Genomic DNA, 23,217 nt, shown 5'->3' on the forward strand with positions numbered 1-23,217 from the left:
ATGCCTAGACCGATTTGTGCAGTGATTCATCAGGATGCACTGCAACATAACCTGAATATTGCCAGGCAATATGCACCACAAAGCAAAGTATTCGCTGTGGTGAAAGCCAATGCCTATGGACATGGTGTTGAACGTGTTTATGAGGCATTTAAATCGGCTGATGGTTTTGCATTACTGGATTTGGATGAAGCCAAACGACTTAGACAGTTGGGTTGGACAGGTGAAATTCTGCTTTTGGAAGGTATTTTTTCAGCGCAGGATTTACAGGTCTGTCTGGATTTAAATCTCAGTTTTACCATTCACAGTACACATCAGATTCAGTGGTTGGCTGAATTTTCACAGCCTGCAAAGTTTGATGTTTACCTGAAAATGAACAGTGGGATGAACCGTTTAGGCTTTCCACCTGAACAATACCGTGCTGCATGGGAAAAGCTCAATCAACTCAGCAATATCAAATCCATTACCCACATGATGCATTTTTCGGATGCAGATGGTGAGCGTCTGGGGCAGTCAGGTATTGATTATCAATATGGCGTGTTTGAAGAAACTATTCGTGATCTTCCAGGAGATCGTACAGTATCCAACAGTGCTGCTATTTTAAGACATTCCCAACAGCTTCTTTCAAATACTGTGCGTAGTGGCATCATGCTCTATGGCAGTTCGCCAGATTTCCCTACCCATTCCATTCAGGACTGGAATCTCAAACCGACCATGAGCTTACGCAGTGAAATTCTTGCAATTCAGGAGATTCAAGCGGAGCAAACCGTGGGCTATGGCTCTAAATTCACTGCAACAGAAACCATGAAAATTGGCATCGTGGCATGTGGTTATGCAGATGGTTATCAACGTATTTCCATAGATGCCCCGATTTTAGTCAATGATGTTCTGACTAAAACCATTGGTCGCGTCAGCATGGATATGCTGGCTGTGGATTTAACTCATATCCCTACAGCCGAAGTCGGCAGTGAAGTGGTGTTGTGGGGCAAATCTTCAAATGGCGTGGTGTTGCCTGTTGATGATGTGGCGGCAAGTTCAGGCACAGTGGGTTATGAACTGATATGTGGTGTGACTGCACGTGTCCCGTTCATGCTTGAAAATTAAAGTTTAAAAATACGTATTGAGAATGCATTTTTTAGTAAATCATTAATTGAAAATAAGGAAGTAACAATGACTCAGCATCACGATATTCAAAATATCAACCCAACTCAGGTGATGAGTGCTGCAACAGTATTTAACAAAGTGGTCTATCTGTCAGGACAGGTGCCTAAAAATACCGATGCTGATATTACAGGGCAGACTTTGGATGTTTTAGCAACAATTGATCAGTTGTTGGCTTCAGTAGGGACAGATAAGACTCGCTTACTGTCTGCACATGTATATATTAAGAACCTTTCTGATTTCCAGATCTTTAATACCGTCTGGATTGATTGGCTGAAAGATTGTGTAACGCCTGCGCGTGCAACGATTCAGGCAGATCTGGTTAATCCAGACTGGTTGATTGAAATTGCAGTCACGGCAGCGCAGGCTTAATTTTTTGTAAATATAATTCGACTCAGCGCTATGTCACCCATATTGCTGAGTTGGTCTGGATCAAACACAGGAACGAGGATGTTCTGACGCCAAAAGCGGGTTTGACCTTAAAAATGTCGAAAAGGATATTTTATGACAACTTCAAGCCATTCAGATGACGCACAATCGTCGCCACATGAGCTACAACGAAAACTTTCCAACCGTCATTTGCAGTTGATTGCGATTGGTGGCGCGATTGGAACAGGTCTGTTTATGGGATCTGGGAAAACCATCTCTCTTGCAGGTCCATCTATTCTGATTATTTACATGATCATTGGTGCAATGTTCTTTTTCCTGATGCGCGCATTGGGTGAAATTCTACTTTCAAATCTCCACTACAAATCATTTATTGATATGGCACATGACCTGATTGGTCCTGCTGCTGGTTATTATATTGGCTGGTCATACTGGCTCGGCTGGATTCTGGTCGGGATTGCTGACCTTGCCGCCATTATTAATTATCTGAATTTCTGGCTACCTGAGGGAACGGCATTTACCCCCATAGGACAAGCCATGATCAGTGCGGGCTGTGTTTTACTGGTTCTGGGTATTAACTTACTGACCGTTAAACTGTTCGGTGAAATCGAATTCTGGTTTGCCTTGATCAAAATTCTCGCCATTATTGGTTTGATTCTGATTGGTGGTTTTATGGTGTTCAGCCATTTTCAGGCGCCAAGTGGTTCGTATGCAAGTTTCAGCAATGTCTGGTCGCATGGTGGCATGTTCCCGAAAGGTGGCAGTGGTTTCCTCGCTGGTTTCCAGATCGCTTTATTCGCCTTTGTTGGGGTTGAACTGATCGGGACTATGGCAGCTGAAACCAAAGATCCTGAGAAAAACCTGCCTAAAGCAGTCAATGCGATCCCTACACGCATTATTTTGTTCTATGTCTTAGCATTATTTATCGTGATGTCTGTGACGCCGTGGAATCAGATTCCTGCTGATCAAAGTCCATTCGTGACTCTGTTTATGCATGCAGGTATTGCTTCAGCTGCGATTATCATGAATCTGGTGGTGCTGTCTTCAGTCATGTCGTCAATGAACAGCGGTGTGTTCTCGACCAGTCGTATGCTTTTCGGTCTGGCAAAAGAAGGTCAGGCGCCTGAAAAATTAGCGGAATTATCTAAACGTGCTGTTCCTGCAAAAGGCTTGTTGTTCTCCTGCAGCTTCATTATGGCTGGTGCGGCATTGCAGTATTTTGTGCCAAATACACTTGAAGCATTCACTTTGGCAACCTCATTGTGCGTGATTTTATTTATCAGTATCTGGAGCATAATCATGGTGTGCTATATCCGCTATCGTAAATTGCGTCCTGAACTGCATGAAAAATCAAACTTTAAAATGCCTGGTGGCGTATGGATGTCGTATGTTGTACTGATTTTCCTTGCATTCACTTTGGTGATTCTGAGTTTAGAGCCTGATACTTTAAGAGCACTGATGATCAGTCCGCTTTGGGTGATTATCCTCGCAGTGACTTATCAGCTACTGTATAAACCACGTATGAAAAAGCGTAATAAACTGCAATAAATCATTCTTTTTTACAATATCAGGAGATACCGAAATGTTATCTCCTGAACATTTCCTCACAATTTGAATTGAAAAGCCTTCACAAATTATTATCAATCACTAAAAAAATCTATTTTAATACTCGCAGTTAAAACGAATACGAGCATTATGCGAAATTATAAAATAGATGTGTTACGTGGCATTTCCATACTTTTGGTGTTGATTCACCATTTCAATATTCCATATAAATTGCACGATACCTTTTTAGGGATTCAGGTTTTTGGTGAAAGCCTGAGTACCCTGACCGCTCGAAATGGTAATTATGGCGTCACCATGTTCTTTGTGATCTCAGGTTTTTTGATCACGCAACATACTTTGCAACGCAGTTCTTCTTTAGCGCAGATCAATCTCAAAGATTTTTATATACGTCGTATTGCACGGATTATTCCCTGTCTGGTTTTATTGGTGGCAATGGTCACAGTGTTAGGCAGTTTCGGTTTAAAACCATTTATGAATCAGGCACCGAATGATATTGAAGTGTCTTATGGATTGACCGTATTTTCTGCATTTACCTTCTGGATGAATGTCCTGATCATTGAAAATGGCTGGGTCAATTATGCGCTGGGTGTGCTGTGGTCACTGTCTGTGGAAGAAGTCTTCTATGTGGCTTTTCCGATTTTGTGTGTACTTTTAGGCCGTAGTAAAGGATTTATTCTCTTTCTGCTTGCTGTGATTTGTTATGCACCGTATTTCCGCTCTTTGCATTTTGGTGAAGAAAGTGGGGCATATCTCTATCATTATTTTTCAAGTTTTGATGGTATTGCGATTGGCTGTATAACGGCACTCATCGTTCAAAAGTATTCAGGTACATTGCCTAATAAAAACCTGATCATTGGCATCGTTTCAGCCTTAATGATTACATTGTATTTCTATGCGCCAATCAAAGAAGTCAGCACATGGGGCATCAGTGCATTTGCTTTGTTATCGGCTGTTTTGATGTTCTGTTTTGCGCAGAACCCACAAGCTCATGCACAATCCTTCTTTGCAAAAATTATGGTGTGGATTGGTCAGCGCAGTTATGAAATGTATCTGTTTCATCTGATTATTCTTGGCTTGTTTAAAGTGCTTTATTTTCCCAAAGAAACCTTGCCTGCTGAAAAGCTGATCTTATTGCCTGTTTATTTTATTTTGGTTTTTATCTTAAGTTGGGCGATTGAAAAGTATTATTCGACGCCGTTGAACAGGTCTATACGAAAAGGGCTTATTCAATCTGAATAGGTTTTAGCCTGATTTACCCTGAAAGAATGTGGTCTAAGGCAGGAAAAATTTTATTTTTAATTGAACGAATACGGCTTGTTTTGGTTTAATTTTTCAGTTAAATTCTAAAAATGACGATTTTGATGAACCTTTCGACAACTGTTCTGAACCATACATTTTGCTGTGGCGATCAGTTGTGGGTATTTCAGACAGAATCTAAACATAAGAAACAGTTGCTTATCTGACCGGGGCAACTGTTCCGTCAGATTGTGACGGAACAGTGTACAACCCCTGCTTATCAAATACATTTTCCCTCCATCTGATTGAACTCAAAGACGGTCGTCTTTTTAAAGTGAGTAAAATCATGATGTTTGATTTTTCAGGTATCTGGCTTCCATTAATTACACCCTTCAGCCAACAGGTTGTGGATAGTGACACCCTTCAGAAACTGGTGACTGAATACCGTTCTGCAGGGATTGCAGGATTTGTCAGTCTCAGTACGACTGGTGAAGCAAATCTGCTCAGTTCAGAAGAACAGGATCTGGTACTGAAAACCACCATTGAAGCTGCAGATGGATTACCTGTGATTGCAGGACTGACAGGAAGTAATTTTACTGAAATACAGCAGCGATTAGAGCAGTTATCACGTTTTAATCTGGCAGGGATACTGGTGTCTTCGCCTGCTTATATTCGACCCTCTCAGCAAGGATTGATTGAGTATTTTCTTAAAATAGCTGAGCTGAGTCCATTCCCTGTCATTATTTATGAAATTCCTTATCGTACAGGTGTCCATCTTGAGCTTTCCTCTTTACTGACACTGGCTCGGCACCCCAATATTCAGGCAATTAAAGACTGTGCGGGTTCGCCAGAAATCACACAGGCGCTGATCGCTGATGGTAACTTGCAAGTCTTGGCAGGTGAGGATTTTAATATCTTTCAGACATTATGTATGGGAGGAAGTGGTGCAATAGGTGCTGCTGTTCATTTCTATCCTGAACATTATGTACAGATGGAAAAATATATTCAGGCAGGGCAGTTAGAGCAGGCACAGCGTATTTTCAGTTCTCTGACTCCTTTGATTAAAGGTCTGTTCGCTGAACCCAATCCTGCACCTGTGAAAGGCTTACTGGCATCGCATGGAAAAATAAAAAATGAGTTCATGTTTCCTTTGCAACCTGCCAGTTCTGTATTGATTCAAAGCCTGGAGGACTTATATCTTCAGGTTGGAAATAAACAGGCTCATTGATCATTAAGGCTGGAACGGACTTGTTTGATCCTGATCTTTATCTTGAACGGGGCGATTGAAAGTATTGTTCAATGCCGTTGAATGGTTGGATTCGAAAGAAATTCATTCGATCTTAAACGTAATGAATTTCGATCATGTTATAGTAGGTAGCAATTAAAAACTAACAAAGTATTTATTTTTATAATGATTTTACTTCTTGATATTGATGGAGTTTTAGAAACTTCTCCTTCCTGGAAAAAACCAGAATTTCTGGAAGACAATTTTTATAAATTCAATGAACATGCTCAAAAATACCTCATTGAAATTATTGATAAAATAAATCCAGAAATCATTTTGACAACTACTCATAGAATTAATTACAACTTAACAGAATGGAATCAAATTTTTGAATTAAGAGGAATAAATGTTGGTAAAATATCAAAAATAAATGACGCAAAAAAAGCAATCGACCTTAAGAATAGAAATGTTGAAATTGAAGAATGGTTTTTAAAGAACAGCGCTGCTGAATTTTTAATTCTTGATGATGATAAAAGTTTAAATGAACTACCCAATAATTTAAAAAATCGTTGGATACAAATAGATTCAATGCTTGGAATTACCGAATCAGTAAAAAATCAAATATTGGAAAGAATAAATCATTCTTTTGTATAAATAAAAAGCCTCCATGTGGAGGCTTTAATATCTGACAGTCATCATCTAAAAAGTCGGTTTAACCACCACTAAAATAATCACGGCAACTAAAATGAGTGTCGGCATTTCATTGAAAAAACGCCAGAATTTGTGTGATTTGTAGTGTGCATTGCCAATCAGTTTTTTACGGTAATAACCACAGACAAAATGGTAAATCACCAGAAGACCAACCAAAGCAACTTTGAGGTAAAACCATAAGGCTTCATGATAATGACGACTTGCATCGCCCCAATCGACGAGGAAATGTGCTGTGATTAAGGTTGCGACCATCGCAGGCCACATAATGCCACGATACAACTTACGTTCCATGACTTCAAAGCGTTGATGACTCACAGCATCATCACTCATGGCATGGTAGACATACAGGCGGGGGAGATAGAACAATGCAGCAAACCAACAAACAACTGCAATGATATGAAGTGCTTTGACCCAAAGGAAAGCTTCTGAAGGAGCGTCCATCAATTTACCCTTTAAAGGGCAGTGTCAGAATTTGATCATTCACAGTCTGATACTGTGAATGATCAGAATTACTTAAATCAGCCTTCCCATTTTTTGAAAACGAGGCAGGCATTTACACCGCCAAAACCGAAACTGTTACTCATGACAGTATTCAGTTTTGCGTCGCGTTTTTCAAGTACGACATCATAGCCTTTTGTACCTTCATCAAGTTCAGTCACGTTGATGTTTGGTGCAATGAAGTCATTCTGCATCATCAGTACAGAGTAAATCGCTTCCTGTACACCTGCAGCACCCAGGCTGTGACCGGTCATGGACTTGGTTGAGCTGAGTGGTGGCACATTGCCTTCACCAAAAGCACGACCCATTGCCTGCAGTTCAGTCACATCACCTGCAGGAGTAGATGTACCATGCGTATTTACATAGTCAATTTTTTCTACGCCATGCTGTTTTGCTTCTTCAAGTGCCATCAGGATACAGCGTGTTGCGCCTTCACCTGATGGAGCAACCATGTCTGCACCGTCAGAGTTGGCTGCATAGCCTACAACTTCAGCCAGGATGTTGGCACCACGTGCCTGCGCATGTTCAAGTGACTCAAGTACCACAAAACCACCACCGCCAGCGATCACGAAGCCGTCACGATCCGCAGAGTAAGGACGTGATGCAGTTTCAGGAGTCTCGTTGTATTTAGAACACAACGCACCCATTGCATCAAACAGTAAACTTTGTGACCAGTGATCTTCCTCACCGCCACCAGCAAGCATCAGATCCTGTTTGCCCAGCTGAATCAGGTTGTATGCATAACCAATTGCATCGGCAGAAGTTGCACATGCGCTGGTAATCGAGTGAGCTACACCCTGTAATTTGAATGCCACACCGACGTTAGCGGTAATGGTATTTGACATATTGCGCGGTACAAAGAAAGGACCTACTTTACGGGCACCCTTAGTCTCCAGCAGTTCTTTCATTTCAATCACGGAAGCTGTTGAACCACCACCTGAACCGCCTGCAATACCGTAACGTGGATTTCCACCGATCTGTTCAGCTGTTAAACCTGCATGTTCTACTGCTGCAACAGCGGCATTGTAGGCATACATTGCACAGACACCCATGAAACGTTTCAGTTTACGGTCAATGCCATCAAAGTTCTGTTCAGCAGCAGCGCTGACATGGCTTTTGAAATTTAATTCTTCATAAGCTGGATTATGGCGAGTACCTGAAATACCGTTTTTTAAAGAGTGAGTGACATCTTCCAATGTATTGCCGATACATGAGTTAATACCCATACCGGTGATGACAACACGTTTCATCTACAGTTCCCTTATATGGTGATTTTACAGAGTCTCAGCTGTATACAGATTGAAAAAATCTGAGCTGGATTCCTGTTTTGAGCTGAACTCATGATAGCAGAAAGACTTTTGAATTCTTATGGCAAATGTTATGCCTATTTCGGTCTGTGGAAATTTACAACTGTATACAATTGGACAGCGATTAACACGCTACATTCAACTTGAGATAAACTGAGACAGCACCTAGTATTTATCAATAAAAGCAAGCATTGGGAACAGAGGGGTAAGGAATGGCGGATACTAAAAATAAACAATCAGGCGGAATCATCTCCAGTGCCTTTGGAGTGGCTAAAAAGCTCAGTTCTACAGGGATTCAGCTGTTGAATCAGGTTGCACCTGACAGTGTCACACGCATCACTCAGCCATTGGTGGGTCATCAGGTTGTAGAGGGCAGTGCCCGAAAAATGGGTGCTTTCGAAGCCCGGAAATATGAAGACCCGAAGCAGATGCTGAAAGATCATTTACCCCAGGTTTCACGGCAGGTGCTCGGCAGACATTATGGCAAAGTCAATCAGGTTGCACACTTTGTGTCACCTCAGTTGTCGGACCGTATTTCTGACTATTTTTTTGAACAGCTGAATACTTTCAGTTCAGATATCAGCTCTGTGGATGCATTGCTGGATGAGGCCGGCATCCGTGATCTTGAGGAGCTGACTCAGGATGTGGACCGTTCCCGCCGCATCAGTCAGGCATTTGCAGAGCAGAATAAATGGATTGCATCTGTGCAGGGTGCTTTAACTGGAGCAACAGGTGCGGTTGGATCAGCAGTTGATATTCCCGCATCCATTATTTTGGCACTCCGCACAATTTATCAGGTTGGGCGTTCTTATGGATTTGAGCTGAATAAAGAAACAGAGCAGGATATTGTGCAGTTTATTTTCAGACAGGTTGATCTGGGACTGATTGCTGAAAAACAGGCAATGCTGCTTGGACTGAAAGCAGTGTCCAATGTGCTGAAAACTCATGATGTTCAGCAGTTACAGCTTTTACTGGGGTCAGGTAATGATCTTGAAGCTCTGAAAAAATGGCTGACTACTGATGAAGGTGAGCTGAAATGGGCATGGCTGAACAATATCCCAAAAGTATCTGTGCTGGGGAAACTGACCCCGTTGATCAGTGCATCAGTCAGTGCCGTTTACAGCTGGAAACTGGTTGAGGATGTCAATGTTAAAGCACAGCAGGTATTTTCAGGCGCAAGAGCCTATCTCATTGATCATAAAGATGCCGGTCTGTCTCCTGTTGCTGCCTATGAAAAATCACTGGAGCTGATCAGTCAGGCTGCACCCAAACTGATCGGACAGATTGAAAAAGTGAAACAGGAAAAGAGCCTCCAGCAAGCTGAAACAGATGTGACTCCTGACAGTGAATCCAGTGCAGTCGCTCAGAAACAAGCAGAGACAACAGCAAAAGATACCGTTGCAGAGCCTAAGCGATCAGTGCGGAAACCGGCAGTTACAAAGAATACTGCAGCTTCAGCTAAAGAAAAATCTGCTTCAGCTACAGTAGAACCTGTGAAAAAAAGTACAGCAGGAACAGCAAAAACCACCCGCCGAAGAACAGCTGTTAAAACAGTGAAAGACACGGATACTGAAAGCTGAAAAGGCTGAAATTTAAAACCGCCTAATCGATATGTGGTCAATCTTCTGGGTGCCAGGATATTGACCATTTTTGCATCCTGCTTTACAATTGTTTGCCCTCAAAAAGTGATAATTTTTTGAGGCTTTTTATTAACGGGAGAATTGCCATATGGCAACAACAAATCAGTTGATCCGCAAGGGTCGTACGACTTTGGTTGAAAAATCAAAAGTTCCTGCGTTGAAGGCTTGTCCACAGCGTCGTGGTGTTTGTACACGTGTTTATACAACTACACCTAAAAAACCTAACTCAGCAATGCGTAAAGTTTGCCGTGTTCGCTTAACTTCAGGTTTTGAAGTATCAAGCTATATCGGTGGTGAAGGTCATAACCTGCAAGAGCACAGTGTTGTTCTTATCCGTGGTGGTCGTGTTAAAGACTTACCAGGTGTACGTTACCATACCGTTCGTGGTTCTTTAGACTGTGCTGGCGTGAAAGACCGTAACCAGTCACGTTCTAAATACGGTACTAAACGTCCTAAGAAATAATTCGTTAAGAATTAGCTCTTAAGACTGTAGAACTGCAATCCTTTATCGTCTCGCTTGTCTGATTTCTGCATTAATTTTGTGAAATTCAAGCGACGTGTAGTAAGGCCAGCGAAAGCACATGACACTTTGTGCTACGGCTGGATTAACCTGAAGTGTCATATATATAGGTAGTTTAAAATGCCAAGACGTCGCGTAGTTGCTGCTCGTGAAATCCTTCCGGATCCTAAGTTCAGCAGCCAAACAATCGCTAAATTCATGAACCACGTAATGCAAGATGGTAAAAAATCTATTGCTGAAAGTATCGTTTACGGTGCTTTAGACCGCGTTCAGGAAAAAAATAAAGTAGATCCAGTTGAATTTTTTGAAGCTACGCTTGAAAAAGTTCGTCCAATGGTCGAAGTAAAAGCACGCCGTGTTGGTGGTGCTACTTATCAGGTACCTATGGAAGTGCGCCCATCCCGTCGTACTGCCCTGGCTATGCGTTGGTTAGTAGATGCTGCTGCTAAGCGTTCTGAAAAAACAATGGCTTTACGTCTTGCTGGTGAGTTGTTTGATGCAGCTGAAGGTAAAGGTTCAGCGATTAAAAAACGTGAAGATGTGCATCGTATGGCTGAAGCCAACAAAGCCTTCTCTCACTACCGTTTCTAAGCGGATAAAACAGCCCCTATTCAGGAGGGTGGCAGTTCTGTTTTCACAGAACTGTCATCGAATCGCTTTAAGTTGCTATGCAGCTTAAAGCGTCCTGTTTTAAACAACAAAATTTAGGAATGCAAGAAATCATGGCTCGTCAAACCCCAATTTCTCGTTATCGTAATATTGGTATTTCTGCCCACATCGATGCTGGTAAAACAACTACGTCTGAACGTATTCTGTTTTATACAGGTGAAAGCCACAAACTCGGTGAAACTCACGAAGGTTCTGCAACTACAGACTGGATGGAGCAAGAGCAAGAACGTGGTATTACCATTACTTCAGCAGCAGTAACATGCTTCTGGTCTGGTATGGGTAACCAGTTTGAACAACACCGTATTAACGTAATTGACACCCCGGGACACGTAGACTTCACAATCGAAGTTGAACGTTCTATGCGTGTTCTTGACGGTGCATGCATGGTTTACTGTGCTGTAGGTGGTGTTCAGCCTCAGTCTGAAACTGTATGGCGTCAAGCAAATAAATATAAAGTTCCACGTATTGCGTTCGTAAATAAAATGGACCGTACAGGTGCGAACTTCTTCCGTGCTGTTGAACAAATGAAAACTCGCCTGGGTGCAAATCCAGTGCCTATCGTTGTTCCAATCGGTGCTGAAGAAAACTTCCAGGGTGTTGTTGACCTGATCGAAATGAAAGCGATTATCTGGGATGAAGCATCTCAAGGTATGAAGTTTGAATACGGTGAGATTCCTGCTGATCTGGTTGAACTTGCTCAGGAATGGCGTACAAACATGGTTGAAGCTGCTGCTGAAGCATCTGAAGACCTGATGGACAAGTACCTGGAAGAAGGCGAGTTAACGAAAGAAGAAATCGTTGCTGGTATCCGTACACGTACTCTGGCGAATGAAATTCAGCCAATGATGTGTGGTTCTGCATTCAAAAACAAAGGTGTTCAACGTATGTTGGATGCTGTAATTGAATTCTTGCCTGCACCGACTGACGTAGAAGCGATCAAAGGTATTCTTGACGACAAAGACGAAACTGAAGGTTCTCGTGAAGCGTCTGATGAAGCACCATTCTCTGCGCTGGCGTTCAAAATCATGAACGACAAATTCGTTGGTAACTTAACGTTCGTACGTGTTTATTCTGGTGTTCTTAAAGCGGGTAGCCCGTGTTATAACCCAGTAAAAATGAAGCGTGAACGTGTTGGTCGTATCGTGCAGATGCATGCAAACGATCGTCATGACATCGAAGAAATTCGTGCAGGTGACATCGCAGCGTGTGTAGGTCTTAAAGATACTACAACTGGTGATACACTTTGTGATGAAAATCACGTAATTACATTAGAGCGCATGGAATTCCCTGAGCCAGTAATTGCACTTGCAGTTGAACCTAAAACTAAAGCTGACCAGGAAAAAATGTCAGTTGCTTTAGGTCGTCTTGCAAAAGAAGATCCATCATTCCGCGTTCGTACAGATGAAGAATCTGGTCAAACGATTATTGCCGGTATGGGTGAGCTTCACCTTGACATCATTGTTGACCGTATGAAGCGTGAATTCGGTGTGGAAGCGAACATTGGTAAACCAATGGTTTCTTACCGTGAAACGATCAAAAAATCGGTTGAACAGGAAGGTAAGTTTGTTCGTCAGACTGGTGGTAAAGGTAAATTCGGTCACGTATACGTACGTCTTGAACCGCTTGCTGAAGATGCTGGTAAAGACTACGAATTCGCTGAAGAAGTTGTTGGCGGTGTAGTACCTAAAGAATTCTTTGGTGCGGTTGACAAAGGTATTCAGGAACGTATGAAGAATGGTGTACTGGCTGGTTACCCTGTTGTGGGTATCAAAGCGACATTATTCGACGGTTCTTACCACGATGTCGACTCTGACGAATTATCGTTCAAAATGGCAGGTTCTTATGCCTTCCGTGATGGTTTCATGAAAGCGGATCCTATCCTGCTTGAGCCTATCATGAAAGTTGAAGTAGAAACTCCAGAAGACTACATGGGCGATATCATGGGTGACTTAAACCGTCGTCGTGGTATGGTTCAGGGTATGGACGATTTACCTGGCGGTACTAAAGCGATCCGTGCTGAAGTTCCACTTGCTGAGATGTTTGGTTACGCGACTCAAATGCGTTCTATGTCTCAAGGTCGTGCGACATATTCTATGGAATTTGCTAAATATGCTGAAACTCCACGTAACGTGGCTGAAGGCATCATTTCTAAATTCCAAAATGGCGGTAAAAAAGGTGACGACGAGTAATCTTTCGATTACTATAAGCCCAAACTAATTCATAGTTAAAAAAACCAAGCTCATGGGTTTGCCCCCATGAGTAGTTTAAAAGGAAGATCTCATGGCTAAGGCTAAGTTCGAACGTAATAAGCCACACGTTAACGTGGGCACAATCGGTCACGTTGACCATGGTAAAACAACTTTAACAGCTGCTATTGCAACTGTATGTGCTAAAACTTTTGGTGGCGAAGCGAAAGACTACGCTGCAATTGACTCTGCACCTGAAGAAAAAGCACGTGGTATTACAATTAATACTTCACACGTAGAATACGATTCTCCAATCCGTCACTATGCGCACGTTGACTGTCCAGGTCACGCCGATTATGTTAAAAACATGATCACTGGTGCTGCTCAGATGGATGGTGCTATTCTTGTATGTGCTGCGACTGATGGTCCTATGCCACAGACTCGTGAACACATCCTGCTTTCACGTCAGGTTGGTGTACCTTATATTCTTGTATTCCTTAACAAGTGTGACCTTGTTGATGACGAAGAATTACTTGAATTAGTAGAAATGGAAGTTCGTGAACTTCTTTCTACTTATGACTTCCCAGGCGATGACACTCCAGTTATCCGTGGTTCAGCTCTTTCTGCACTTAACGGTGAAGACAACCAGTACGGCGTTCCAGCTGTTCTTGCTCTTGTTGAAGCGCTTGATACTTATATCCCAGAGCCAGAGCGTGCTATCGATAAAGCATTCCTTATGCCAATCGAAGACGTATTCTCTATCTCAGGTCGTGGTACAGTAGTAACTGGCCGTGTTGAGTCTGGTATCGTTAAAGTCGGCGAAGAAATCGAAATCGTTGGTATTAAAGATACAGTTAAAACAACTGTAACTGGCGTTGAAATGTTCCGTAAACTTCTTGACGAAGGTCGTGCGGGCGAGAACTGTGGTGTTCTTCTTCGTGGTACTAAACGTGAAGACGTTCAGCGTGGTCAGGTACTTGCTAAACCAGGTACAATCAAGCCACACACTAAATTCGATGCGGAAGTATATGTACTTTCTAAAGAAGAAGGTGGTCGTCACACTCCATTCCTTAACGGTTACCGTCCACAGTTCTACTTCCGTACAACTGACGTAACTGGTGCGATTGCACTTAAAGAAGGCGTTGAAATGGTTATGCCAGGTGACAACGTTGAAATGTCAGTAGAACTGATCCACCCAATCGCAATGGACCCAGGTCTACGTTTTGCGATCCGTGAAGGTGGTCGTACAGTTGGTGCTGGTGTTGTTGCGAAAGTAACTGCATAATTTTGCACTGATGTAAAAAAAGCGCTCCTTTGGAGCGCTTTTTTTATGGAAATCAGATTTATAATTTAAATAAATATTTTGTAGGACAATATTTGCATAAGCTGTCCTTAACTGATATTTGCATGTCCTAAACTGCACTTATCGCATTTTAATAAAGCCGTAATATAAGAATTAAGAAAAACAAGCATAAGATTTTATCTGCGTTCAGCAGATATAGGAGTAACCGCAATGAATGCAAAAGTAAATATTTCTAACCGTGCAGGTGCAAGCTTCCCAGTCCGCCGTATGAATTTCAGTTTTGATGATGTACCTGAATACTGGGCACGTGAATCTGCGGGTATCACTCACTTCATGACCGCATTGTCTGCGCTGTTTCCGGATGGGGAAAAACTTTTTATTGATTCTGTACGTGCTGTACGTTATCACCCAAGTATTAAAGACAACGAGGCATTGCAGAAAGAGATCAGTGCATTTATTGGACAGGAAGCGATGCATACTCAGGAGCATGTAAACTTTAATGCTTCAGCAAGGAAATTTGGTCATAAGGTCGATCAATACGAGCGTGAAACGGGTCGTCTGATTCAATTTGCACGTAAATCATTTGCAAAAGTTGTTAAACCATTTGGTATGACGCAGGAAATGGTGGATTTAACAGCAACAACAGCACTTGAGCACTTCACAGCCACAATTGCCTCACAGTTATTGATCAATGAACACATTCAGGAGTTAATGACTGATCCGACCATGTCATATATGTGGTACTGGCATGCGGTTGAGGAAAATGAACATAAAGCAGTGGCTTTTGATGTTTATGAGGGTGTTTTTGGTAAAGGTTTAAAGGCGTACAGTTTACGTACCACGGCTTTGGTTTTTGCTATGACGCTAATTTTCCTGGCACAGTCTTCATTTGTGATCCGATTATTAAAAGAAGATGGGAAACTGAATCTGAAAGAACTGGGCATGATTTATAAATATGCCTATAGTCCATCTAAAGGCATCATTGCAGGCATGACCAAAGAAATGCTGGCTTATTTTAAACCGGGCTTTCACCCGAATGATCTGGATACAGTTCAGTTGCTTGAAACCTGGAAAGCAAAACTGGGGCTGTAAAATCGGTTGACTCTTTGAGGTGATGAAAATCACCTCTTTTTTTGCCTGAAAAATAAAGATAAAGCGGATTTAAAGAGAGTCCTGTGTATGCATTATCCTGATTTTATTATGAAGATTGCGCTATTAAAAACTGTTGCTGCTACAGCGGTCTTTTATATTTGCCTATCAGGGCGAAATGCCTATAATTCAGCACATTGTTTTTTGAAAAGATGAACGAAGATGGTTCGTTTAATGCAACAGGCTGATGTTTCAGCAGTAGTTAAAATTGAAAATCTGGTACAGAGCCATCCATGGACACACAAGCAGTTTCAGGAATCAGTCGATTCCTATCTCAGCACTGTGATTGAGAAAAATGGTCAGGTGGTGGGTTTCTGTATATTGCAGGCCGTGGTGGATGAAGCCAATCTGTTGCTGATGGCGATTGATCCTGACTTTCAGGGGCAGGGTATGGGCTATGAATTGCTTGATCAGTCGGTTCAGATGCTGAAAAATAATCCCGTTCAGATTTTTCTTGAAGTCAGAGAATCCAATAAAGCTGCGATTGCTTTGTATGAAAAGGCACATTTTCATCAGATTGATCTGCGGAAAAATTACTACCCGAATACTGACGGTACCCGGGAGCATGCGATTATTATGGTGAAATCCTGCAGTGATGATTTTGCCAGTCTGTTCAGTTGATAGCAGGTATTTCAGGATAATTATTTAATAATAGGGTTGTTCCAGCCCGAGGGCAGTGTCGTCATCAGTGAGTCACCCAACTGAGTGATTTCAATTTTAGACAATGAATGATTCAGTCTGCGCCATTGCCCATCTATCAACAGTTCCAGGGGAATGTACTGAGATTTGTAATTCATTTTTTCTGAGTGTGGCACCCAGTAGCCCAGGTACACATAATTCAGACCTGTACTGCGGGCATATTCAATCTGCTTGAGTATTGCAAATACACCCAGAGAGCGACGGCTTTCATCCGGATCAAAAAAAGTATAAACCGCAGAAAGTCCATCATCGAGCAAGTCACAGGTGGAAACTGAAATCAGTTGTTCATCTTTCCATAATTCGAGAAAAAAACTGTCTGTACAGCTGTGAACCAGGAATTTTTCAAACTGATCCTGACTGGGCGGGAACATGTCGCCATCTGCATGTCGTTCATTGATGTAACGCTCATACAATGCATAATGCTGATCTGTTGCATTTCGGGTAGATGTGATTTTAACAGTCAGATCCTGATTACGTTTCCATGATTTTTTCTGAACGCTGTTCATCTGAAATTCATGCACAGGAACACGGCTGGACAGGCATTGTCTGCAAAGGTGACATTCAGGACGGTAAACGAAGTCCCCACTTCGTCTGAATCCCATGCGTGACAGTTCCGACAGTGTCACTACATCAATGCGGTGAACCGGATCTAAAAAAACCATACGTGCAGATTTGTTTTCAAGATAACTGCAATCGTGTGGTGGCGTAATGTAATACTGTAAATCGTTCAGCAGGGATTTTGGGTGATATGAATTCATGTACAAGATCCCTCTCTTATTTTCATTGAATTAATCGCGAGTGCAACGCTATTGTTTTACTTGAAAATACACCTTCCTGATATTTTTTCCAATTGATGGAGGGCTGTTTTACAACATCTTGTAACGAATTAAGGTACTGATGGCGTGAAATTGTACAGGCACCCAGGCTTAAGAGGTGATCATTGACCAGCTGGCAGTCAATCCAGGGGAGATTATTTTTCTGACCAATCAGCATAAGTGCATAAAAAGCCATTTTAGAGACATCGGTTTGTGTGCTGAACATCGACTCACCAAAGCAGCCTTGCCCAATGGTCACTCCATAAAGTCCCCCAATGACCTGATCTTTTTCCCAGACCTCTATACTGTAGGCATATCCTGCATGAAACAGTTCACAGTACCCCTGGATAATATCTTCTGAAATCCATGTTTCATTGGCATAACTGCGGGGGAGGGCACAGGATCGGATCACTGTTTCAAAAGCCTGGTTGACGGTCATCCTGTAGTCCATTTTTTTCATATTTCTGAGCAGGGATTTACTGGGATGATAATCCTGCGGACGAATAATGCAGCGGGGTTCAGGACACCACCAGCAGATGGGTTCTCCTTCTGAAAACCAGGGAAACAGTCCGTGTGTATAGGCTTCATACAGAGTGGATGGGTCAAGGTCAGCACCAATACAGATTAATCCCTGACCCTCTGGATCACTTTCGACAGGATCGGGGAAAATAAATTGAGACGGAGGAAGTGCAGACATTGTTAAAATTCCAGAACAGCTGTTTCTATCATACATAAAAAAGCCACCCAGGAAGGATGGCTTTTGATTCAGATGAACAGGATGTTCAGATCAGTCATTCAGTGAATCCAGATATTTATCTGCATCCAGTGCTGCCATACAGCCTGAACCTGCAGAAGTGATTGCCTGACGGTATACATCGTCAGCAACATCACCCGCTGCAAATACACCTGCAACAGACGTTGCTGTCGCATTACCGGCAGTTCCACTGTGCACCTGAATATAGCCGTTACGCAGTTCCAGCTGACCATCAAACATGCTTGTATTTGGTTTGTGACCAATTGCAACGAACAGACCTGAAACGTCAACAGTCTGTGTAGAGTCATCCTGAGTGGATTTTAAGCGTACAGCTGTAACACCTGAAGATGCTTCACCCAGTACTTCATCCACCTGATGGTTCCAGATAATACTGATTTTGCCTTCTTTTTCCTTTTCGAACAGGTGATCCTGCAGGATTTTTTCAGAACGCAGGCTGTCACGACGGTGAACCAGGGTTACGTGGGCAGCAATATTGGAAAGGTAAAGTGCTTCTTCAACAGCTGTGTTACCACCACCAACCACCATGACATTCTGATTCTTGTAGAAGAATCCATCACAGGTTGCACATGCGCTGACACCCTGACCCATGTAGGCAGCTTCAGATTCAAGACCCAGGTACTGTGCAGTTGCACCGGTTGCAATGATCAGTGCATCACAGGTAAATTCATCCATATCACCTTTCAGGATAAATGGACGGACACTCAGATCGACTTCATTGATATGGTCATAAACAATTTCAGTACCAAAACGTTCAGCATGAGCCTGCATACGTTCCATCAGGGCAGGTCCGGTCAGACCTTCTGGATCACCTGGCCAGTTATCCACTTCAGTGGTTGTGGTCAGCTGTCCGCCCAGTTGCAGACCTGCAATCAGAACAGGCTTTAAGTTGGCACGTGCAGCATAGACAGCGGCGCTGTATCCTGCAGGACCTGAACCTAAAATAATCAGTCGTGAATGACGAGCGCTCATTCGCAGCATCCTTTTTTTATATCGAAATTTGTGAAATTATACGTGAAACAGCCATGCTGTTGGACGTGATTAATGTAGATAATATTGATGACATAAATCGGTTTGAGCTATATAGCATAACTTAACAACATACTTAAACAATCCTGCATCTTTTTTTTATGAACAGGTGCATAATATATGGTTTTAAAACACTTCTGCATCTGATGCAGGTTTCCAGTAAAAATATGAATGAAAAATTGGTTACAGGACAGTATATGACAGCGATGTCGGGTGCCTATGCACAGCGCTTAATCATGACATTATTTTTGATTTCGTTTGGAATTTATCTGTTCCTTGCGACCGTGACATATACGCCATTTGATCCGGGCTGGATGCACATTTCCAGTGATACCCAACAGGTTTCCAATGCCAGTGGTGTCGCTGGTGCATGGATTGCAGATCTGCTGTTCGGTTTTCTGGGCTGGGCGAGTCTTCTGATACCGGTTTTTTTGTTTATGGAAGCCGTGCAGGTCTGGTGGCCACACAGTTTTCTAAATAAACCGTTCCGTTATGCAGCACAGTTTTTTATTTTACTGGCTACAGCAAGTCTGCTGTTTCTGTTCTGGGATACGCCGGCAGATACACTGGAAAATGCATCAGGCGGTATCATTGGCTATGAACTGGGGCAGAGTCTGTCACAGATTCTGACGGTTTATGGCGCAGCGGTATTTTTGATTCTGTTCTGGGTTTTACTGTTTACACTGGCTTTTGGTGTCAAATGGAACAGAACATGGGCAACGCTGAAAGCGACTCCTGCTTATCTGCAGGATTTATTCTATAAAAATGTTCCCGTCAGTGAGTCTGCTTTTGACCGGACTACACCTGCTGTAAATACGCATGAACAGGCAGCTGTCACTCCTGCCTCAGATAAATCTTTCCTTACTGAACATGAAGAAGCAGTTCCTGAGATCAGGGTATCCCGGCATCATCATGCGGCAGAGCGTCTGTTTGATGATATGGTTGAGCGTGAGCAGAAATCTCAGCAATTACAGTGGGATGATGAAGATGAGCAGGAACTTGAACAGACGATTGCAAAAGCACATCAGCTTGAGCAGGACAGTCAGAAAATTGTCGGTTCAGGTGAAGTCTGGCGTGCTCTGAAAGTTGAAGATGAAAATCACCATAAGAAAGAAATAGATGCATTGCTGCGTGCAGCAGAAGAAGATGATGCGATTAAACCTGGACATCATTTTGATGAAGTGGTTCATCCTGCAGCAGGTGTTCAGTCACAGACTCAAACTAAAGAGTCGATGGACTGGAATGATGACGCAATTTTTGATGAACTGCTTGCAGCTGTACCAGGTACAAAAACAGCAACCGATATTCATACATCGTTCAATTCTGAGCGTACAGAAAATCCTGTACAGACAATTCAGGACAGTACTGCAGAACAGAGCCGAACAGTCAGCACACCCGTAACTCATACCAATACTCCTAAAAATCAGATGCAGACTGATGAATTTGACGAGCTGGATGATCTGCTTGTTGAAAATATTGAAACAGAGCGGACTGCTGGCAGTTATGCCCAGTCTTCTGCATTTGTAAAAGCAGATATTCAGACGGACTTACAGACTGTAGCTGTTCCTGTATCCAGTTTTTCAGATGAAGAGAAACAGCGTGTTGCTTCAGATAAGGATGCGTTCAGGGATGCATGGCAGGGTACGGCAGGCGTTGCTGAACCAGAGCCTGAGCAACAGATTGAAGAAGATGATTTTGATCTGGATGCACCGCTGAAAGATGCTTTTGGTCGTCCAATGTCACGGGCAATGCAGGTTGCACGGAAACGCCTTGATCTGTCACCTTTGCCTGGACTGGATATTCTGGATAAAGTTGATCCAAATAAAAAGGTCAATTTTACTGCAGAGCAGTTAGCCCGACTTTCAGAGTTACTTGAAATTAAACTTCAGGAATTTAATGTCAAAGCGAAGGTCATCGAAGCACAGCCTGGACCGGTCGTGACCCGTTTTGAGCTGGATCTGGCACCTGGGGTCAAGGCATCTAAAGTCACCAATATTTCACGTGATCTTGCACGTTCCATGTCCATGGCATCGGTACGTGTGGTGGAGGTTATTCCTGGAAAACCTTATATCGGTATTGAAGTGCCGAACAGTACCCGCGAAATGGTACGCCTGATTGAACTGCTGGAAACACCTGCATACAGAGATCCTGATGCACTGCTCAGTATGGCGATGGGTAAAGATATTTCAGGGAATCCGGTTCTGGCTGACCTGGCTAAAGCTCCGCATATGCTGGTCGCAGGAACAACAGGTTCAGGTAAGTCGGTTGCGGTAAACGCAATGCTGTTGTCGATGTTACTGAAGTACACGCCAGAACAGCTGCGTCTGATCATGATTGATCCGAAGCAGCTTGAACTGGCAAATTATAATGATATTCCACACCTGTTGACCCCTGTGGTAACAGACATGAAAGATGCAGTCAGTGCTCTGAACTGGTGTGTCAATGAAATGGAACGTCGCTATAAACTGATGTCGATGCTGAAAGTGCGTAAACTGACGGACTATAACCGTAAGGTTGAAGAAGCAATTGCCAATGGTGAAGACCTGATTGATCCAACCTGGAAGCCAGAAGACACAGCGACTCAGAGTCGTGCGCCACGTCTGCAGCCTATGCCGCTGATTGTGATTGTTGCCGATGAGTTTGCAGACATGATCATGCAGGTGGGTAAAAAAGCAGAAGAAATGATTACCCGACTGGCACAGAAGTCCCGTGCTGCAGGTATCCATCTGTTGCTTGCCACCCAGCGACCGACAGTGGATGTGGTGACAGGTCTGATTAAAGCCAATATTCCAACCCGTGCGGCATTGCGTGTAAACAGCAAGCTGGATTCACGGACGATTCTGGATGCAGGCGGTGCAGAAGATCTGCTGGGGCATGGTGATATGCTGTTCCTCGGACCAGGTAAGATTGAACCGGAACGTGTACATGGTGCTTTTATTTCCGATGATGAAGTCAACCGCATCTGTGATGCCTGGCGTGAGCGTGGTGATCCGGATTATGTCGATGAAATTCTGACGCCGTATGATGAAGAACCGACTTCACGTGGTTTTGAAGATGGTGACAGTGATCCGAACAGGGATGCGCTGTATGATCAGTGTGTCTCCTTTGTACTGGAAACACGGAAAGTATCGGTGTCTTCCTTGCAGCGTAAGTTCAGCCTTGGATATAACCGTGCGGCACGTATTGTGGATCAGATGGAAGAGAACGGGATTGTTGGTGCCATGGGTGCCAATGGTAAGCGTGATATTCTGGTGTGAAATTAACAGAGGGCTAATTTATTAGCCCTCTGTTTTGATCAGTAACCGAGAATAAATACAGCATCTACATTAATATAATTATCCTCTTCAAAAAATGAAGCAAGTCTGTTGATGGTTCGGTCAAATATTTTCTGCTTTGAACCTTTCTGATTGGTTTTAAATTCAGGGATAATGAGAAAGAGATAGTTGGCATCCTTGCAGATATGACATTTCCATATATCAAGTAAATCCATATTGTTATCTAAGGTTTTTCCACGTTCAACCTCTACAATAATTCCATCATTTTCTGAAATTTTTTTGAAAAAATCAGGTCTCAAATTACTCGAAATATACTGTTTGAACAGTCCCTTTTTTTCACTTGTGAAACCTAGAGTTTCGAGCTTTATATTTAAAATATTTTGTATTTCGGTACTGGTTGCACCATGTATATGGGTTTTATTTAATAAATCAGATGTTTCATTAAGTTCAATAAAATCACAGATATTTTTAAATATAGACTCAACAATAGGATAACTGTGAGTAGTTTCTATGCCTTTTTTACAATAAATGTGCTGTTTCATTGATGATTCTACTGGTGCAGAGAGGGGGTATTTTATTGAATTTAATAAAAAAACCTGCTTACGCAGGCTTTTTGTAGCATTGTATTTTATTAAGCAAACTTTGCCAGGACTTCCAGGAAACCGTCTTTCTGACGTGGAAACTTAGCGATCACATCGTGAATGCGCTGTCCTTCAGGATCAGTGGCATTTACATCGCGTCCATCTGCAACAAACTTTGTTAAAAGACGTTCATAGTCAAAAGGGCGCATATGTTTGAAAGCATGATACAGAACATGAAAATCTGCATTGACGCCTTCAGGAGGCAGTTGCTCTAAATAGGCAAATACACGCTCGTCTGACCATTCTTCATTGAACGTTGCTGGCTGTGAAAGTGCCATAACAGCATCTCCTCAAAAAAATTAATGGACATATTTTTCATTATAAAAAACTTCTGAGCTTTTCTTAAATAAGTAAAACTGCAAAGTCTGGCTGAAATCAGTCTACAAAAAAGGGCAAAATTCTGTGACATGGAAATACAGTATTTCCTGCTG

General features: G+C 42.6%; 21 protein-coding genes. 14 read left to right on the forward strand and 7 right to left on the reverse strand.

Going from position 1 to position 23,217, the window contains the following annotated elements; translation table 11 throughout:
• From alr to CDG60_RS04515, 6 genes are all read left to right on the forward strand, one after another.
• Positions 1 to 1,101: an alanine racemase gene (gene alr, locus CDG60_RS04490; protein ID WP_087513764.1), complete on the forward strand. Its 1,101-nt coding sequence runs from the start codon at positions 1 to 3 to the stop codon at positions 1,099 to 1,101.
• Positions 1,102 to 1,167: 66 nt separating this feature from the next.
• Positions 1,168 to 1,530, forward strand: a complete 363-nt coding sequence (locus CDG60_RS04495) for a RidA family protein (protein WP_087513763.1) — start codon at positions 1,168 to 1,170, stop codon at positions 1,528 to 1,530.
• A 132-nt stretch (positions 1,531 to 1,662) separates the two neighbouring features.
• Entirely contained in the window at positions 1,663 to 3,093 is a 1,431-nt protein-coding gene (locus CDG60_RS04500; protein WP_087513762.1) for an amino acid permease, read from the forward strand.
• A 147-nt stretch (positions 3,094 to 3,240) separates the two neighbouring features.
• On the forward strand, positions 3,241 to 4,350 hold the full coding sequence (locus tag CDG60_RS04505; RefSeq protein ID WP_087513761.1) for an acyltransferase family protein: 1,110 nt from the start codon (positions 3,241 to 3,243) through the stop codon (positions 4,348 to 4,350).
• Positions 4,351 to 4,693: 343 nt separating this feature from the next.
• The gene (dapA, locus tag CDG60_RS04510) at positions 4,694 to 5,575 is read left to right on the forward strand and encodes a 4-hydroxy-tetrahydrodipicolinate synthase (protein WP_264757136.1); all 882 of its coding nucleotides are present in this window, start codon (positions 4,694 to 4,696) and stop codon (positions 5,573 to 5,575) included.
• Between the two features lie 183 nt (positions 5,576 to 5,758).
• A complete protein-coding gene (locus CDG60_RS04515; protein WP_087513760.1) occupies positions 5,759 to 6,226 on the forward strand; it encodes an HAD domain-containing protein in 468 nt (155 codons plus the stop codon).
• 45 nt (positions 6,227 to 6,271) lie between these two features.
• On the opposite strand, the gene hemJ is transcribed toward CDG60_RS04515, so the two are convergent.
• Together hemJ and CDG60_RS04525 are read right to left on the reverse strand one after the other, a co-directional pair.
• Positions 6,272 to 6,724: a protoporphyrinogen oxidase HemJ gene (gene hemJ / locus CDG60_RS04520; protein ID WP_087513759.1), complete on the reverse strand. Its 453-nt coding sequence runs from the start codon at positions 6,722 to 6,724 to the stop codon at positions 6,272 to 6,274.
• Positions 6,725 to 6,801: 77 nt separating this feature from the next.
• Positions 6,802 to 8,031: a beta-ketoacyl synthase N-terminal-like domain-containing protein gene (locus CDG60_RS04525; RefSeq protein WP_087513758.1), complete on the reverse strand. Its 1,230-nt coding sequence runs from the start codon at positions 8,029 to 8,031 to the stop codon at positions 6,802 to 6,804.
• 269 nt (positions 8,032 to 8,300) lie between these two features.
• On the opposite strand from CDG60_RS04525, the gene CDG60_RS04530 reads away from it, so the two are divergent.
• The 7 genes from CDG60_RS04530 (at position 8,301) to rimI (ending at position 16,176) form a co-directional block, all read left to right on the forward strand.
• Entirely contained in the window at positions 8,301 to 9,668 is a 1,368-nt protein-coding gene (locus CDG60_RS04530; protein WP_087513757.1) for an EcsC family protein, read from the forward strand.
• A 148-nt stretch (positions 9,669 to 9,816) separates the two neighbouring features.
• Positions 9,817 to 10,191 (forward strand): 30S ribosomal protein S12, encoded by a 375-nt coding sequence (gene rpsL / locus CDG60_RS04535; RefSeq protein ID WP_002050319.1) that lies wholly within the window; start codon positions 9,817 to 9,819, stop codon positions 10,189 to 10,191.
• A 177-nt stretch (positions 10,192 to 10,368) separates the two neighbouring features.
• Positions 10,369 to 10,839 carry a 30S ribosomal protein S7 gene (gene rpsG / locus CDG60_RS04540; RefSeq protein WP_087513756.1) on the forward strand — a complete coding sequence of 157 codons (471 nt, stop codon included), beginning with the start codon at positions 10,369 to 10,371 and terminating at the stop codon, positions 10,837 to 10,839.
• A gap of 131 nt (positions 10,840 to 10,970) precedes the next feature.
• Positions 10,971 to 13,106, forward strand: a complete 2,136-nt coding sequence (gene fusA / locus CDG60_RS04545; RefSeq protein ID WP_087513825.1) for an elongation factor G — start codon at positions 10,971 to 10,973, stop codon at positions 13,104 to 13,106.
• Positions 13,107 to 13,197: 91 nt separating this feature from the next.
• The gene (gene tuf, locus CDG60_RS04550; protein ID WP_118998476.1) at positions 13,198 to 14,388 is read left to right on the forward strand and encodes an elongation factor Tu; all 1,191 of its coding nucleotides are present in this window, start codon (positions 13,198 to 13,200) and stop codon (positions 14,386 to 14,388) included.
• A gap of 228 nt (positions 14,389 to 14,616) precedes the next feature.
• Entirely contained in the window at positions 14,617 to 15,498 is an 882-nt protein-coding gene (locus tag CDG60_RS04555; protein WP_087513364.1) for a metal-dependent hydrolase, read from the forward strand.
• 219 nt (positions 15,499 to 15,717) lie between these two features.
• Positions 15,718 to 16,176 (forward strand): ribosomal protein S18-alanine N-acetyltransferase, encoded by a 459-nt coding sequence (gene rimI, locus CDG60_RS04560; RefSeq protein ID WP_087513365.1) that lies wholly within the window; start codon positions 15,718 to 15,720, stop codon positions 16,174 to 16,176.
• A 20-nt stretch (positions 16,177 to 16,196) separates the two neighbouring features.
• On the opposite strand, the gene CDG60_RS04565 is transcribed toward rimI, so the two are convergent.
• The 3 genes from CDG60_RS04565 to trxB form a co-directional block, all read right to left on the reverse strand.
• Positions 16,197 to 17,012, reverse strand: a complete 816-nt coding sequence (locus tag CDG60_RS04565) for an arginyltransferase (RefSeq protein WP_087513366.1) — start codon at positions 17,010 to 17,012, stop codon at positions 16,197 to 16,199.
• Between the two features lie 22 nt (positions 17,013 to 17,034).
• Positions 17,035 to 17,766: a leucyl/phenylalanyl-tRNA--protein transferase gene (gene aat / locus CDG60_RS04570; protein ID WP_087513367.1), complete on the reverse strand. Its 732-nt coding sequence runs from the start codon at positions 17,764 to 17,766 to the stop codon at positions 17,035 to 17,037.
• Between the two features lie 90 nt (positions 17,767 to 17,856).
• A complete protein-coding gene (gene trxB / locus CDG60_RS04575) occupies positions 17,857 to 18,813 on the reverse strand; it encodes a thioredoxin-disulfide reductase (protein ID WP_087513368.1) in 957 nt (318 codons plus the stop codon).
• Positions 18,814 to 19,067: 254 nt separating this feature from the next.
• On the opposite strand from trxB, the gene CDG60_RS04580 reads away from it, so the two are divergent.
• Positions 19,068 to 22,127, forward strand: a complete 3,060-nt coding sequence (locus CDG60_RS04580; RefSeq protein ID WP_087513438.1) for a DNA translocase FtsK — start codon at positions 19,068 to 19,070, stop codon at positions 22,125 to 22,127.
• Positions 22,128 to 22,165: 38 nt separating this feature from the next.
• Here CDG60_RS04580 and CDG60_RS04585 read toward each other — a convergent pair whose 3' ends face one another.
• Entirely contained in the window at positions 22,166 to 22,687 is a 522-nt protein-coding gene (locus tag CDG60_RS04585) for a hypothetical protein (protein ID WP_087513369.1), read from the reverse strand.
• An 89-nt stretch (positions 22,688 to 22,776) separates the two neighbouring features.
• Positions 22,777 to 23,064, reverse strand: a complete 288-nt coding sequence (locus CDG60_RS04590; protein WP_087513370.1) for a PA4642 family protein — start codon at positions 23,062 to 23,064, stop codon at positions 22,777 to 22,779.
• Positions 23,065 to 23,217 lie beyond the last annotated feature (153 nt).

Source organism: Acinetobacter chinensis (assembly GCF_002165375.2).
Taxonomy (GTDB): domain Bacteria; phylum Pseudomonadota; class Gammaproteobacteria; order Pseudomonadales; family Moraxellaceae; genus Acinetobacter; species Acinetobacter chinensis.